Raw genomic sequence first — 17,331 nt, forward strand, 5'->3', positions numbered from 1 at the left:
TTATTGGGATTAATTTGTATCATAATTATTGCTAATATTCTTGTTTCTTATTTGTTGTGGTATCAATTCTATTTCTTGTATTAAATTTTATTTAAACTTTTTTTCCACCCATTGTCTTTGTATTCCCATCCATTTTTATATTCATTGAAAATATTTATTGGATTTAATTCTAAAATTTTTTTCCAGCAGATTGAGTAATATTAACTTCCTCAAATTTTTTATATAACATCCATTGATTTTTTCCATTAAACCATATTTCTATATTTGATGATGTAGTTAAATGGAATTTATTACCTTTTATATCTATTTTCCAATCAAAATTTTCGTCCACTTTGTTATGTAAATCTCCTATAATTTTTACTGTGAAGTAGATAGATATAGATTTAACTCGCTTAAAAACTTTAGAAGATTTATATAACATCTTTAATATTTATATTATTATTTTGTAGAGAAATAGACGAAGGAAAAATAAATAATAACAATATAATTTTCATTATTCTGAATATATATTAAATATTTACTGAGTTGGGATTCTATTAAGAATTAGTTCTAAGTTATATTCATCATTAATAAGTACTTCGCGTGCCTTGCTTCCTTGTGCAGCTCCTACAATTCCTGCAGCTTCTAATTGATCCATTAATCGTCCAGCACGATTATACCCAACCTCGAATTTACGCTGAATAAGAGAGGTAGAACCTTGTTGATGAATAACTATTAATCTAGCGGCATCTTTAAGCAAAGGGTCTCGATTTGGTAAATCTTTTATTCCCAATTTTTCAGTATTATCTTCGTCGACATATTTAGGTAAAATTTCTGCACTAAAATATCCTTGCTGATGACCAATGTATTTAGCTATTTTTTCTATTTCTGAAGTATCCACAAGAGCACATTGGACACGAATTAAATCATTCCCTTGAGAAAACAGTAAATCTCCTTTCCCGACCAACTGATTAGCCCCTGAAGTATCAAGAATAGTACGAGAGTCTACCATTGCTGAAACACGAAACGCTATGCGAGCAGGAAAATTCGCTTTGATGACTCCTGTGATAATACCTACAGAAGGTCGTTGAGTGGCAATAATCATATGTATCCCTACAGCACGTGCCAATTGAGCTATACGAGCAATTGGGAGTTCTATCTCTTTTCCTGCAGTCATAATTAAATCTCCAAATTCATCTATGATCACTACAAAATAAGGCATATACCGATGCCCTTTTTGAGGATTAAGAAGTCGATTTACAAATTTTTCATTATACTCTTTAATATTACGAGCATGTGCTTTTTTTAATAGATTATAGCGATCATCCATTTCTTTGGTTAAAGACTTAAGTGTTTGAACAACTTTATTTACATTCGTAATAACAGGTTCTTCTTCATTTTCTAATTTGGAGAGAAAATGTTTTTCTATTATGGAATAAATATTAAATTCTACTTTTTTAGGATCAATGAGAACAAATTTCAATAAAGCCGGATGCTTTTTATAAAGTAATGACGTAATGATAGTATTCAATCCAACAGATTTTCCTTGTCCTGTCGCTCCAGCTACAAGTAAATGAGGCATTTCGCAAAGATCAAAAACAAAGGTTTCATTGGTAATCGTCTTTCCTAAGGCAATGGGTAAATCAAATTTAGCTTCTTGGAATTTTTTAGATGTGATAACTGATCGTATAGAAACAGTTTGGGGATCTCGATTGGGTAATTCTATACCTATTGTGCCTTTGCCAGGTATGGGGGCAATAATTCGAATTCCTAAAGCTGATAGTCTTAATGCGATATCATCTTCTAAACTTTTTATTTTTGAAATACGAACTCCCGCTTCAGGTTGAATTTCATATAAAGTAACAGTTGATCCTATAGTGGCTTTTATCATAGATATTTTTATCCCAAAGCTATCAAGTGTGGAAAGAATTTTATTTTTATTGGCTGTTTGTTCTTCCATATTAATTTTTAGTTCAGAAATACCGTATTCTTTCAATAAATCTATTGGAGGATAATGATAATTAGGCAATTCCAAAGTTGGATCATATGCTATTAACTTATTTAAAGTATCGTTTTTGTATTCATTATTTTTATTCGTTTTTGTAGAAAAAGTATCGTTTTCTTTTTTTGTTTCAAAAACGATACTTTCTTCTTCTTTTGGATTAACTATTTCAAAATTTTCTTTTACTTGAGATACTGAAATATTCGGATTAACTTCTATTTTAGTTTTTTTAATTGCTGATGAGTTTATCTTATTTTTATTGCTCTGTTTAAGATTTATCAGAAAAGGGATAGTGTTTGTGTCAACAATTGTCATAAACACAATAAAAAATAGAATGATAATTGAAAAAGCACCTGGTATGCCAAAATTATGAATTAACATATTAGAAATAACAAATCCATGCTTTCCTCCTATATATAAAGTTGTTTCTCGAAAAAAATTTCCAAAGAAAAAAGTAAGTGCTACAGATAGCCAGATAGTTAATGAAGAACATAAGATAAAACTACGCATTAAATGCGTATAATACACCTTCATTAGTCGCAAAGCTATAAAAGCAATAAACAGTAATGAAAAGAATGTTGGTATTCCAAACCATTCATTCATTAAAATGTCACTTAAAATAGCACCACGCAACCCTGCCCAGTTCTCAACTTCTTCTACAGTTTTAGAATGAAATAAAGAAAGTCTTTCTATTTTACTTTGGTCAACATTGCCTGTAAAAAAGAATGAAATCATTGAAATGCTAGCATATACTACTAATATTAAAATAATTAATCCTATGAGATAATGTGTGACATTACTTTGGAAAAACGCTTTAATTTTAAAAAATCCAATGTTTGCACTCGTTTTTTTCGTTGTGAATTTCTTTTGTACCATAAATAACAATTTCTAGACATAAAATTATGTCATATTTTGGTAATTATTCTTTCACGTAGGCGTAAAGAGATAGTTTTTTTCAATTTCAATAATTCATTGAATTGTAGAGTTAATTTATTCTGTTTATCAGAGTCATTTTCTTTTTCAGCTAACTTGATTTGTTTACTTATAGATTCCATATGATATTTTAATATTGCATCTTTGTAATTCAACATTACGTAAGGAATTTCTTTTAATAACATTTTGTTTTTTCCTATTTGTTCTTTATATCTTGACTTTTCTTTATTGTCCTTGAAATAAATCTTACTTTCAATATATCGATCAGTTGAAATACTAACAGCAAAATAACTTATTTCTATATCTGAATGGGTTTTAAAGTATTCTTCTGCAATAAAATTACTTTTTTTACATTTCTCATATCCTTCTTTCAGCATTCTTTTATATAATGGATGATTTAATTCTATTTCATCCTCTTCCAAATCAGAGACGATAAATTCAATTACATTTAAGTCAATTGAATTTAGTTTATTTGTATTTTCATTTTTGTATTCATAATGAAGGTATTGTTCTCCGTAACGGACTACATAGTATATAATATCTTTTTCATATTCATAAAAAAGAGAAAATTGATTTGTATTTTTTCCAAAAAATAACGGATTATTAGATATATTTTGTTTTTCTATTTTTTGTTGATGTATTTTATTATTTTTTTCATTTTGGATAAGTAATTCTTTTCTTTTCCTTGCAACTTCATATATTAAGAGGCGTTCATCTATATCTAATAAATGAGAACAGTCTTTTACATAAACTAAACGAATAATTTCTTCTGGGATTTGTGCAATGGTAGATACTATTTCAGCGATAGTATTTGTTTTTTTTGAAATATCATCACCTGCATTTTGAACTAATGAATTAACCTTAAACTTGACAAAATCTGTCTCATTACTATTGATATAGTCTTTGAAATAAAAAGCTGATTGTTTTTGTAAAAAAGAGTCTGGGTCTTCACCCGATGGAAGTAGCACAATTTTTACATTTAAACTAAATTTTAATAGCATAGTAATACCTCGTAGAGCTGCTTTAATCCCCGCACTATCTCCATCGTAAAGTATGGTTATATTTTTAGTAAAACGTTGAATCAGTCGAATTTGTCCTTGTGTTAAAGCTGTTCCGGAAGAGGCAACTACGTTTTCTATACCTGCTTGATGCATAGAAATAACATCGGTATATCCTTCTACTAAATAACATTTGTCTTGATTTACTATTGCTTGACGAGCAAAATAGATACCATAAAGTTCATTACTTTTATGGTATATTTCACTCTCTGGAGAGTTTATATATTTAATTGTTTTTTTCCCTTTTTTTAAGATACGTCCACCAAAAGCAACTATTTTTCCTGATAAAGTATGAATAGGGAAAATGACTCTTTCTCTAAAACGGTCGACAATGTAAGTATTCTCTCCTACAATACTTAACCCGGTTTTTTCAAGATATTCTTGTTTGTACCCAGTTTTTAGAGCACTTTTTGTAAGTGAATCACTCTGAGAATTGGCATATCCAAGTTGAAATTTTTGTATAATATTTTCCTTGAAATTTCTTTCCTGAAAATAAGAAAGTCCTATTGATTGTCCTTCTTTTGTATTGAAAAGATTAATAAAAAATATTTTTTGAGCAAAATTATTAAGAATGAACATTGCTTCACGAATATTTTGAACCTGTTTTTGTTCATCATTTATTTCTACTTCATGAATTTTGATGTCATATTTTTTTGCTAAATATTTCAAGGCTTCCGGATATGAAAGCTGTTCGTGTTTCATTATAAAATGAATTGGTGTGCCACCTTCCCCACAAGCAAAACATTTGCAAATATTTTTAGAAGGTGAAACATAAAAGGAAGGAGTATTATCTTCGTGAAAAGGGCATAGACCTACATAATTGGCTCCTCGTTTCCTTAGACTAATAAAATCAGAAACAACTTCATAAATTTGTGATGCAGATTGAATACGTTTTATGGTGAGATAGTCGATCATTGTACAAATGTAGAAAAATATAATAATGGAGCTTCTAAGTCTATTAAGATTTGTAACATATGTAGATGTATTGTGATTTTCTAAAAAGAACAAAGATTTTTTTTAAAAACAGCAGAACACATGATACATCTTAAACATTACTCTATCCCCCTTTTAGAAATAGAGTCAATTTGAATACACATACCAGATTGGCTATTATTTCATAGTTCCTTATTGTCTCTTCTGAAGAGATTTATTTCTAAAATAATAAAGTGACTATTGCTGGGTAATTCATCTTTTCGTAGACTTATTTTTCTATATTTAAAAAATATACTTGGTATAGTTTATATAAATTATAAACCGCATATCCTAATAATAGGCCTACAAATACTCCTGCTAAAACATCTGAGATAAAATGCACACCTAAATAAATACGAGAATATCCAATAAGGCAAGCGAATAGTAAAATTATTCCTGTATAGAAATAGTTTTTAAGAATGAGAGCTGTAAGCATTGCAAATCCAAAAGCATTAGTGGTATGGCCAGAAATAAACCCATAAGCTCCTCCTCGGTATCCGAAAACAACGTTCACTTGCTCTTTAAAATTAGGATAATGAGTGGGACGCAAACGGTGGAAAATTGGTTTAAAAAAATCAGAGGAAATTATATCACATAAAAGAAAAATCAAAGTAACTGATAATATTATTAATAAGATTTCTTTGTAATTTTTCTTATGCAAAAAGAACCACAAACAGCTAACATAGATACAAGTTTCTACCCACGAACAAGAACATAGCCAAAAAAAATAATCAAAAAAAACACATCTACTTCCATTTAAGAGGAAAAATATTTTTTTTTCCCATTGTATCTCTTGTTTGAGTATATGACAAAGCGTCTCAATCATTTAGTAAAAGTTCTAAAATAGTTATAGAAGCTAATGTTATTGGGGTTCCTGGACCAAAAATGGCAGCCACACCTGCTTTATATAAAAAATCGTAGTCTTGTGCAGGTATTACACCTCCTGCAACTACAAAAATATCTTCTCTACCTAATTTTTTCAATTCTGCAATTACTTGTGGTATCAAAACTTTATGACCTGCAGCTAGAGAAGATATACCTAATACATGAACATCGTTTTCCACTGCTTGACGAGAAGCCTCCTCTGGTGTTTGAAACAATGAGCCAATATCTACATCAAATCCACAATCAGCATAACCAGTTGCAACCACTTTAGCTCCACGATCGTGACCATCTTGCCCCATTTTTGCAATCATAATACGAGGTTGCCGACCTTCTTTTTTAGCAAACTTAGATACTAATTCTTGTGCTTTTAGAAAAGCAGCATTTTCTTTTGTTTCCGATGAATACACACCTGAAATAGTTTTAATTATTGCTTTATATCTTCCGAATACTTTTTCACAGGCATATGATATTTCGCCCAAAGTCGCACAGACTTTTGCTGCTTGAACAGCTAGACTCAATAAATTCCCTTTTCTTGTTTCAGCACAATGAGTAATTGCATTCAACTTCTCTTGTACAATACTATTATTTCGTTTAGCTTTCAGTTCATTTAAACGTCTAATTTGTTGTAAACGTACAACTGTATTATCAATTTCTAAAATATCAATTGGATCTTCTTTTTCTAAGCGATACTTGTTGACACCAATTATTGTTTGATTACCAGAATCGATGCGAGCCTGAGTTTTTGCAGCTGCTTCTTCAATGCGCATCTTAGGGATGCCAGTTTCTATAGCTTTTGCCATACCTCCTAATTTTTGAATTTCTTGTATTAAAATCCAAGCCTTATTTGTTAATTCTTGAGTTAAATATTCTACATAATAAGATCCTGCCCATGGATCTATTTCTTTGGTTATATAAGTTTCTTCTTGAATGTAAATTTGTGTATTGCGAGCAATACGTGCTGAAAAATCAGTAGGGAGAGCAATGGCTTCGTCTAAAGCATTAGTATGTAGAGACTGAGTGTGGCCCAAAGCTGCAGCCATTGCTTCTATACAAGTTCTCCCAACATTATTGAAAGGATCTTGTTCAGTTAACGACCAACCAGAAGTTTGACTATGTGTTCGTAAAGCAAGAGATTTTGGGTTTTTGGCACCAAAACTTTTTACAATTTTTGCCCATAGTAAACGTCCAGCACGCATTTTAGCAATTTCCATAAAATGATTCATCCCTATTGCCCAAAAAAATGACAAACGAGGAGCAAAAGCGTCTACATCAATTCCAGCCTCAATTCCAGTTTTTAAATATTCCATTCCATCAGCAAGGGTATAGGCTAATTCAATATCAGCAGTAGCTCCTGCTTCTTGCATATGGTACCCAGAAATAGAAATAGAATTGAATTTTGGCATTTTTTTTGAAGTATATTCGAAAATATCAGCAACAATACGCATAGAAAATTTAGGTGGATAAATATAAGTATTCCGAACCATAAATTCCTTTAATATATCATTTTGAATAGTTCCTGTTAACTCTTCCAATTTAGCTCCTTGATCTAAACCTGCATTGATATAAAATGCTAGAATAGGAAGGACAGCTCCGTTCATAGTCATAGAAACAGACATATCTTTAAGTGGAATTCCATCAAATAACATTTTCATATCTTTAATGGAACAGATTGAGACTCCAGCTTTACCTACATCACCCATTACACGCGGATGGTCAGCGTCATATCCTCTATGAGTTGCTAAATCAAAAGCAACTGATAATCCTTTTTGTCCAGATGCTAGATTTTTTTTGTAAAATGCATTGGATTCTTCAGCAGTAGAGAATCCGGCGTATTGTCGAATAGTCCAAGGACGCATAGGATACATTCCAGAATAAGGTCCTCTCAAAAAAGGCGGAATTCCAGAAGCATACTCCAAATGTTCCATTCCTTTTAAATCATCTTTAGTATAGATTGACTTAACAGTAATTTTTTCCGGAGTATTCCAATCAATTTTAATATTATTTTTTTTGACCCATTTAGTAGTGTCTTCTATTACGAATCCAGGTGATTTGATATCGATGTTTTTGAAGTTAGGTTTCATAATTTTTGGAATCAAATGTTCAATAATTTATTAAAATGTTGTAGAGTTTCCAAAACATTACTTTTTATATCTATGAAATTTCTAATTCCTTGTTTCTTCAAGGTTTCTATAAAAACAGGAGTTCCTGCGATAATTAGGATTTCCTTATCAAGGATTAACCTATGAGCTTCTGGAGCAAAAACTGCATATTCATCATTACTTGAACAGAGCACAATAATATCAGCTTTTGCTTTTTTAGCAGCTTTGACACCTTGTACCACCGTTTTAAAACCGAAATTGTCAATCACTTTATAACCAGCACATGCTAAAAAATTAGAAGAAAATTGAGAACGAGCCAAACGCATGCCCAAATCCCCGATGGTTAGCATAAATGCTTTTATTTCTCTACCGGATCTTTCAGTAGATAAACGTAGAATTTCAAATTCTTCACTTAGACGCTTAGTACTTAGAATTGAAATTGTTCTATCTTCATAAGAATGACAATCATTAATAAATGGCTCATTTACAGTCTTCTTGATTTTGTTGGAAATTTTTTCTGAAAAATTCGGGAATTGATTTGTTCCCAATAACACTTCGCAACGTTGTGCTACATCTTTAAACCGTTTGTTGGCACTTGCATTTACAATTGTTTGGATATCCCCCTTTTTTACCAATTCATAAAAGCTATTTTCTTCTGTTATAAGAAATAAATTCCATGCTTTTTGTGCGATAAAATTTGTAAGCGATTCTATATAGTAAGAACCTCCTGATGGGTCAATTATTTTATTAAAATGGCACTCTTCCTTTAATAATAACTGTTGATTACGAGCAATTCGTTCTGAGAAATCGTCTGGTGTTTTAAAAAAAATGTCAAATGGAACAACTAATAGTGAATCCACCCCTGCAATACTTGCAGCCATTGCTTCGGTTTGTGTGCGGAGCAGATTAACATAAGTATCATAAAGAGTTTGGGTAAAAGATGAAGTTTTTGCAAAGATATTCATCTTAGTTTCACTATAACATTGGCATTCTGTTTCGTAAGCTTTTACGATCTCTGCCCATAACCAACGGGCAGCACGAAATTTGGCAATTTCCATAAAATAATTTGTATTAATGCCAAAATTAAATTTAATTTTTTTAGCGATAACTATTGGGTCAATTCCTTTTTCTGACAACTTATTTAGTAATTCATTTCCCCAGGCTAAAGCATACCCCAATTCTTGAGTAATAAAGGAACCTGCATTACTGAAGAGATAAGCATTGACAGAGAGAACTCTAAAAAAAGGCATTTTGGATGCAGCATCTATTGCCATAGTCATTTGCTCGATCCATTCTTCTCTAATTATTCTTTCTTTTAGTATAATTCCAATAAAATCAATATTGACAGAACCATGTATTTGTGTTAGATCGTATTTATTTTTTTCAAAATAATCAACTAAAATATTAATTAGCTTTATAGATAATGTATTACAAGTGGTAAAGTTAAGTTCTATGTGTTGAGGTAAAATGTTAGATAAGAGAATATCAATATTTTTTTTATTGATTTCTTTTCCTGAAATATTAAACCCTAAAGAGGTAATCCCTTTATTTAAAATATTCAAGGCTTTTTTATTTGCTTCAAAAAAATTAGTTACTATGATGTCTTGTCGAATAAACCATTCATTATTATCTCTACGAGTTCCTCGAATGTATGGGAATTCTCCTGGTAATGATCCAACTGTTTTTAGATTAACAATGTCTTCAGAGCAATAAAAAGGCATTATGCTGAATCCTTCACTTGTTTTCCAAACTAGTTTTTCTTCAAAATTAGCACCCTTGAGGTCAAGGGTAATTTTTTCTTTCCATTTTTTAGAAGATATGGGATCGAATTCTGAGAAAAGTTTTTCTTTAGAAATAGTCATGATATGAATATTCAGAAATCTAACAATTAACTAATTAATAAATAAATTTAACACTTATTTGTCAATAACAATTTATCTAAAATTAATTGGTTACTTTTAAATAACCATATTTTCTTTTTATCATCTTTTTTTTTTAGAAAAAAGTTATTTATGAGGGTAATCTTTGTCAATAGTATTTCTGAAAAAAAATTACAGAAACATTATGTTTTATATTGTACATAGTAATATTATTTGGATTGTAATAAAAGGGGTTATCATTGGAATATTGGTATCTGTTCCTATGGGGCCAGTAGGATTGCTTTGTATTCAAAGAACACTATATAAAGGGAGGTGGCATGGTTTTTTTTCAGGATTAGGAGCATCTTTTTCAGATTTTCTATATGCAATAATTGCATGCACAAGTATGGGAATTGCAATTGATTTTGTAAAAAAAAATCAATTAGTTTTACAAATTTTAGGAAGTATTTTATTACTATCTTTCAGTATGTATACTTTTTTGAAAAATCCTTCTGTAGATTTTGGAAAAACGAAAAAAGAAATAAAATCATATTCGCATTCACAAGATACTTTGACTGTATTTTTATTAGCTTTTTCTAATCCTTTTGTCTTATTTTTATTTATTAGTTTATTTAATAGTTTCAATTTACTCTTGGTAGGAGAAGGTTCTTATGTTATGATATTGGGATTGTCCTGCATTTTTATAGGCAATTTGCTATGGTGGTTTATGGTTACTTATTTAGTAGCAAAACTTCGAAGAATTTTCAGTATACGAAGATTATACATTGTGAATAAGATTATTGGTATTATTATAATGTTTTTAGCTTTTGGATTAATTGTTTACACACTAAAGTAGAGTATAAACAATCGAATTTTTAGTTAACAACTATCTATTTTTTTCGATTTTTATTGCGTAGTCTATAGAGATTTTCAACTAGTTTTAAACTTATTCTGATAAGCTGCAAATTTTGAAGTATGTCACAAAATACTACATATTTAGTTGTAACTATTGAGTTGGTGCGTATAAGTTTAAATAAAATTAATAGTATATTTTAATAAATTATTGCAGAATGAAAATTAAAATTATACTTTTGTCTCGATAGATAACGGTGTGGTAGTTCAGTTTGGTTAGAATACATGCCTGTCACGCATGGGGTCGCGGGTTCGAGTCCCGTCCATACCGCAGAAATTGTAGTGAAGTTTCGAAACGTAGTATTTTCAAAATTTTTGGTTGTTTTTTGTAATGAGACTCAGATTTCTAGAATCTGAGCTATTTGTGTGTGTTCTTGTTAAATTATTGTTTTATAGTTGTAGGGTTGGACAAAAAATTGATTCCTAACATATTATATAGATAGAATGTAGAATATTCTTTTTTAGGCTACTGATTTTAGTTTAAGGATATTAATAATTTATTTAATTGTTTATACTTTAATTTTGTTTTCTGTTCATTAAAAAGTTTGATAGAAAATTGATATTTTAGGTGAGTGATAGAGTTAATGTAAAAATGCTAATTACAGTTTATTAGAATTTTATTTTAGATTATTACTTAGTACTTTGATTTACTTATATGAATAAGTTAGTTTTTTGTTATTTTTATTATTATCGCAGTATTCAGAGTTTTTGAACAATTGAAAATATTTTGTACTGCAAATCTGTACAATAATGAAAATATCTTGGGTTTTACTCACTTAATCAGATAAGTGAGTTTTTATTCAAAATTATCCAAGTTCAGCTTTTGTTTTCTGTTTTAGAATTCACTTGTCACTTTGATAAATTTCTTATGAATTTGTTCCGTCATCGTTGATGACAATATGTTTAGTTTTTTACTTTTATTAGGCTAAACAATGAGGTTCAAGTACCCTTTAACAGTGATACTCTTAATAAGAGCACTTTTTCCAAAAAACTTAACATGTTTTGTGATATAGATGGAATTTGTACATTTCTTTTTCAGATTAACTTTCATAGTGTCTTTTAGGTAGAATGTTTTAACATTTTTTAGAGTGTAAAGACAAGCTTTGTATATTGAAAAAACGGTTTGTTTTTCTTTTCACTGAAATTACTATTATTAGCTTATTATATGTAAGGAATGACTGTCGTCTAGATACAAAATAATTAATTCAGTCAAATTCTATGTTGTACAATTGTATCAAGAAGTTCTAAATTAAGGAAAGTAATATTAAGAGTGTTTTGATACATATTAATTTTATTCATTTCAAAAAATAACATACTATCTTTATTATAAATTTGTTATTGTAATGAGAATAGATATTATTACTATACTTCCTGAAATTATAGAAGACTTTTTTAAATATTCCATTTTAAAAAGGTCACAAAAAAAAATGACTGAAATTCATATTCATTCTTTGAGAGAATATTCAACGAATAAACATCGCCGAGTAGATGATTACCCTTTTGGAGGTGGTGCAGGTATGGTTTTGCAGTGTGAACCTATTGATCGTGCTATCTCTTTATTACAATCACAAAGAAATTATGATGAAATAATTTATACTTCTCCTGATGGTGAAATTTTTAATCAACAAATAGCTAATAGTCTTTCTTTGTGCTGTAATTTAATCATTCTTTGTGGACACTATAAAGGTATAGATTACCGTATTCGAGAACATTTAATTACGCGAGAAATTTCTATAGGTGATTATGTTTTGACTGGTGGAGAATTAGCAGCAGCTGTAATATGCGATACTATTATTCGTTTAATTCCAGGTGTTATCAATAATGAACAATCAGCTCTTTTTGATTCTTTTCAAGATAACCTGTTGGCGTCACCTGTTTACACTCGTCCTTCCAATTATAAAGGCTGGCGTGTTCCTGATATTTTGCTTTCAGGGCATAAATCTAAAATCGAAAATTGGGAGTTACAGCAATCTATAGAACGTACTAAACGGTTGCGTCCAGAATTATAATTTTTACTATTTTTTTCATTGTTAGGATTTTTTTAAAATCCTAACAATTGTTCTTGTATTCTTAAGAATATTAATCTTTAAATTCGATCTTTTTGTACTTTTAGCAAAATTATCTTAACATTACTAAAAGTAAGTTTAATGCGAAACAAAATTATAAATAATACTTTTCACATTAATGAAAAGGGGTACTATGGAAAATTCGGGGGGACTTTTATTCCTGAAATTCTTCACGAAAATGTAAATAAATTACAAAAAGCATATAAATCTATTATAGAAAACCAAGCATTTATAAAACAATACAATAAGCTTTTGTGTGATTATGCAGGTCGCCCTTCTCCTCTATATTTTGCAAAACGATTATCTGATAAATATAAATGTCGTATTTATATGAAGAGAGAAGATCTTAATCATACAGGTTCTCATAAGATTAACAACGCTCTTGGACAGGTTTTATTGGCTCAAAAAATGGGGAAAACTCGTATAATAGCAGAGACAGGAGCAGGACAACATGGAGTAGCTTCAGCTACAGTATGTGCTCTGATGAATATGAAATGTGTCGTTTATATGGGTAAAACTGATATAGACAGACAAAATTTAAATGTACGAAAAATGAAAATGCTAGGTGCAACTGTTGTTCCTGTTACAAGCGGTAATATGACGTTAAAAGATGCAACTAATGAGGCTATACGTGATTGGTGTTCTAATCCAGATGATACACACTATATCATTGGTTCAACTGTAGGACCACACCCATATCCAGACTTAGTAGCACATTTACAATCAGTTATAAGTAAAGAGATTAAATCACAATTACCAGAAAAGGAAGGTCGTAATTACCCGGATTATCTAATTGCCTGTATTGGAGGAGGGAGTAATGCTGCAGGGACAATATACGAATATTTGGATGATGATCGTGTAAGAATTATTCTTGCCGAAGCTGCTGGCAAAGGAATACATTCCGGGAAATCTGCGGCTACTATTCATTTGGGAAAAATTGGAATTATACATGGATTTAAAACATTAATAATGCAAACATCTGATGGGCAAATAGAAGAACCCTATTCCATTTCAGCAGGATTGGATTATCCAGGGATTGGCCCAATGCATGCTCATATGGCAAAACAAGGACGTAGTAAAGTATTAGCCATTAATGATAACGAAGCATTATCAGCAGCTATTGAGTTGACTCGTCTTGAAGGAATTATTCCAGCATTAGAGTCTGCCCATGCACTGAGTATTTTTCAACAGGAGCAATTCAAAATAAATGATGTTATTGTTGTATGTCTATCTGGAAGAGGTGATAAAGATATGGGAACTTATTTCAAAAACATATAACATTTATTTAAAATACAAAGCCATATGGATAGTAAAGATAGTAATAAGGAAAAAGAACAAATACTGTTTAATGCAGAAAGATTAAAAGCCTTACAAATAGCAACAGACAAAATAGAAAAAAATTTTGGTAGAGGTTCTATTATGAAAATGGGAGATAATGCTGTGGAAGAAATATCAGTCATTCCAACAGGATCTGTATCATTAAATATTGCGCTTGGAGTAGGTGGTTATCCTCGTGGTAGGATTATTGAAATTTATGGGCCAGAATCATCTGGAAAAACGACTTTAGCCATTCACGCTATTGCTGAAGCACAAAAAACTGGAGGTATTGCTGCTTTTATTGATGCAGAACATGCCTTTGACCGCTTTTATGCAGAAAAATTGAATGTAGATATTAATAATCTTTGGATTTCTCAACCAGACTCTGGGGAACAGGCATTAGAAATAGCAGAACAATTGATTCGATCCTCAGCAATAGATATTATTGTTATTGATTCTGTTGCTGCTTTAACTCCCAAAGCTGAATTAGAAGGAGAAATGGGAGAATCCAAAATGGGGTTGCAAGCTCGTCTGATGTCACAAGCGTTGCGAAAGTTGACTTCAACTATTAGTAAAACTAACACTACTTGTATTTTTATTAATCAATTACGAGACAAAATTGGCGTAATATTTGGTAATCCTGAAACGACTACAGGAGGAAATGCTTTAAAGTTTTACTCTTCTGTCCGCCTTGATATTCGTAAAGTTTCGGTAATTAAAGGTGGGGAAGAAGTAAAAGGCAATCAAACAAGAGTAAAAGTAGTAAAAAATAAAGTAGCTCCACCTTTTCGTAAAGCTGAATTTGATATTATGTTTGGAGAGGGTATTTCTAAAACTGGAGAATTAATAGATTTAGGAACAGATTTGGAGATTATAAAAAAAAGTGGCAGTTGGTATAGTTACAATGATGTTAAACTTGGACAGGGGCGTGAAGCTTCTAAGGACTATCTAAAAGATAATTCAGAACTGATGAAAGAAATTGAAATGCAAATTATTGAAAAATTAAAATTAAGGAATGGAAACAATCATTAATTTTAGATATAAATACTAATTAATTCATTTATACCTAATGCAAGAAGCACAAAATTGCTTTGATAATGTAATTCAATTAATTGAGCAACAGAAATTAAAATCAGCTTTTGATTTGCTTATGAAGTTACTTTCTTATATTCAAGATTGGCAGTTGCAGGAGAAATTAGACTCATTGAGAGATATTTATAAAACTATGCTGCATTATTTAGCAGAAAATATCAAAGACAACAAAAGAGAAAAAATATACCAAACTTTACTGCGTTCTCTTTATCAAATAGCGGATATTGCATTGTGGCAGATTAAATCTGCTAACGATAGTTCTCTATTTTATGATCGTAGAAGAGCCTATCATCATATATCCGAAACTTCCGAAGAGCTTATCAATGCTTTATTAAAAAAAAATGTTTTTTCTAATTCGTATAAAAGTGATAAAGAAAAAGTAGTGGAGAAGGAATGTTTAAATCGCAAAATTTTTCAAAGAATTTGGTTGAGTGATCATTGGACAATGGAAGAGAAGAATAAATGGACAAAAATCATAGACCAGTCAAATGAAAAAAATCTTTCTTGTCTTATTGTTACTGCTCTTACTCTTAATCTTCTAGAAACATTTGATGAGAAGAAAGCTATTTTGTTACTGGAAGCTGCTCAAAATGAATACAATGGAATTAGTGAACGTGCTTTAGTAGGTATTATTATATTTCTTAGGAAATATAATAATCGCCTTCATTTGTACATAGAAGTAATTGAACGCTTAAATTGTCTTGGAGAAAATCCAAAATTTATAAGAAAAATTCGTCAAATTCTCCTTCAATTCATTTCAAGTAAAGAAACGGAAAAAATTACTAGAAAAATAACTGATGAATTAATTCCAGAAATAATACAAAAAGTAGGAACAAAAAATAGCAATAAATCTATTATATCGGACTTATTAAATGATAGTGAAATAGAAGATAAAAATCCTGAATGGCATAATTTGATTGAAAAATCGGACTTAGAAGGAAAATTACAAAAAATCTCTGAATGGCAAACAGAAGGTGCAGATGTAATGCATTCGTCATTTATTCATCTGAAAAATTATCCTTTTTTTAGGGAAATCAGCAATTGGTTTATTCCTTTTACTGCTCCAAGTGAAGCCATTGATGATCATGAATCAATGCAGTTAGTTAATATTCTAAAAACATCTACTTTTTTGTGCAATTCGGATAAGTATTCTTTTTATTTGAGTATTTCTCAAATGTCTAAAAATGTTCGTGAAATAATGATTAAACAATTTACTACTGAAGTAAATAGCATGAAAGATGTAACGAAAGAGGATTTTTTCAATGCATCTCGAAAAATAAATCATTTTACAAGACAATATATTCAAGATTTATATCGATTTTACAAACTTCATCCAAAAAAACAGAATTTCGAAGACATCTTTGAAGTTCAACCAGAATTCTATAAAGTTCCTTTTATTAATAAATTGATTGGGAACAAAAAAGATTTATTTATTATAGGAGAGTATTACTTTAATAAAAACTACTTTGAAATAGCAGCAGATATTTACGATAAACTTTTACAAATTGAGCCTAATAGTGATGTTTTATATCAAAAGAAAGGTTACTGCTTACAAGTGATGGGACAACTTTTTGCATCTTTAAATGCTTATCAAAAAGCAGAATTATTAAATACTAGCAATTCTTGGACACTCAAAAAAATGGCACATCTGCATCGTGTACTAAAAAATCCAAAAGAAGCACTTTTTTATTACAAAAAGGCGGAACAATTAAACCCTGAAAATTTATCTATTCAGTTAAATATAGGACATTGTTATTTAGAAATAGGAGAATTTGAGCAAGCTTTGAAACATTATTTCAAAGTAGAATACTTGACAGAAAATAAAGAAAAAGTATGGAGGCCTATTGCTTGGTGTTCACTTTTAACTAATCGTTATCAGCAAGCGATAAATTATTTTAATAAAATTATAGAAAAAAAACCTACAATGATGGATTACTTCAATGCAGGTCATGCACAATTGGCAATAAAAAATATTAAGGGAGCAATAAACTTATATAGAATAACAATCGAAAAATGGAATTGCTCTTATGAAGAATTCACAAAAATTTTTTTTAATGATGTTCCTCATTTAGTTAAAGCTGGAATAAAAACAAAAAATATACCCTTCATCATAGATGCCTGTTATTTATTATAGTTGTTTTTTGAAATTGTTATTTG

At 30.0% G+C, this 17,331-nt stretch carries 11 protein-coding genes and 1 tRNA gene; 6 read left to right on the forward strand and 6 right to left on the reverse strand.

The features are described from left to right. Positions 1–169 precede the first annotated feature (169 nt). From ACZ5QM_RS02800 to ACZ5QM_RS02825, 6 genes are all read right to left on the reverse strand, one after another. Positions 170–421, reverse strand: a complete 252-nt coding sequence (locus tag ACZ5QM_RS02800; RefSeq protein ID WP_464182499.1) for a LolA-like putative outer membrane lipoprotein chaperone — start codon at positions 419–421, stop codon at positions 170–172. Between the two features lie 96 nt (positions 422–517). Then, positions 518–2,857, reverse strand: coding sequence for an FtsK/SpoIIIE family DNA translocase (locus tag ACZ5QM_RS02805; protein WP_464182501.1), 2,340 nt, complete (start codon positions 2,855–2,857; stop codon positions 518–520). A gap of 29 nt (positions 2,858–2,886) precedes the next feature. Beyond that, the gene (gene dnaG / locus ACZ5QM_RS02810; protein ID WP_464182502.1) at positions 2,887–4,887 is read right to left on the reverse strand and encodes a DNA primase; all 2,001 of its coding nucleotides are present in this window, start codon (positions 4,885–4,887) and stop codon (positions 2,887–2,889) included. Positions 4,888–5,173: 286 nt separating this feature from the next. Continuing rightward, the gene (locus ACZ5QM_RS02815; RefSeq protein WP_464202996.1) at positions 5,174–5,770 is read right to left on the reverse strand and encodes a phosphatase PAP2 family protein; all 597 of its coding nucleotides are present in this window, start codon (positions 5,768–5,770) and stop codon (positions 5,174–5,176) included. After that, a complete protein-coding gene (gene scpA / locus ACZ5QM_RS02820) occupies positions 5,763–7,910 on the reverse strand; it encodes a methylmalonyl-CoA mutase (RefSeq protein ID WP_464182505.1) in 2,148 nt (715 codons plus the stop codon). Before scpA ends, ACZ5QM_RS02815 begins: the two co-directional genes overlap by 8 nt. An 11-nt stretch (positions 7,911–7,921) precedes the next feature. After that, positions 7,922–9,790: a methylmalonyl-CoA mutase family protein gene (locus ACZ5QM_RS02825; RefSeq protein ID WP_464202997.1), complete on the reverse strand. Its 1,869-nt coding sequence runs from the start codon at positions 9,788–9,790 to the stop codon at positions 7,922–7,924. A gap of 202 nt (positions 9,791–9,992) precedes the next feature. Between ACZ5QM_RS02825 and ACZ5QM_RS02830 the strand changes: the two genes are divergently transcribed. From ACZ5QM_RS02830 to ACZ5QM_RS02855, 6 genes are all read left to right on the forward strand, one after another. Continuing rightward, the gene (locus tag ACZ5QM_RS02830) at positions 9,993–10,643 is read left to right on the forward strand and encodes a LysE family translocator (protein WP_464182507.1); all 651 of its coding nucleotides are present in this window, start codon (positions 9,993–9,995) and stop codon (positions 10,641–10,643) included. A gap of 252 nt (positions 10,644–10,895) precedes the next feature. After that, positions 10,896–10,970: transfer RNA gene (locus ACZ5QM_RS02835), tRNA-Asp, on the forward strand. 1,072 nt (positions 10,971–12,042) lie between these two features. Continuing rightward, positions 12,043–12,708: a tRNA (guanosine(37)-N1)-methyltransferase TrmD gene (trmD, locus tag ACZ5QM_RS02840; protein ID WP_464182509.1), complete on the forward strand. Its 666-nt coding sequence runs from the start codon at positions 12,043–12,045 to the stop codon at positions 12,706–12,708. Between the two features lie 138 nt (positions 12,709–12,846). Beyond that, positions 12,847–14,043: a tryptophan synthase subunit beta gene (gene trpB / locus ACZ5QM_RS02845; RefSeq protein ID WP_464182510.1), complete on the forward strand. Its 1,197-nt coding sequence runs from the start codon at positions 12,847–12,849 to the stop codon at positions 14,041–14,043. A gap of 24 nt (positions 14,044–14,067) precedes the next feature. Further along, on the forward strand, positions 14,068–15,114 hold the full coding sequence (gene recA / locus ACZ5QM_RS02850; RefSeq protein WP_464182511.1) for a recombinase RecA: 1,047 nt from the start codon (positions 14,068–14,070) through the stop codon (positions 15,112–15,114). A 37-nt stretch (positions 15,115–15,151) separates the two neighbouring features. Further along, on the forward strand, positions 15,152–17,308 hold the full coding sequence (locus tag ACZ5QM_RS02855) for a tetratricopeptide repeat protein (protein ID WP_464182513.1): 2,157 nt from the start codon (positions 15,152–15,154) through the stop codon (positions 17,306–17,308). Positions 17,309–17,331: the final 23 nt, after the last annotated feature.

Source organism: Azobacteroides sp. (SeqCode) (assembly GCF_055395615.1).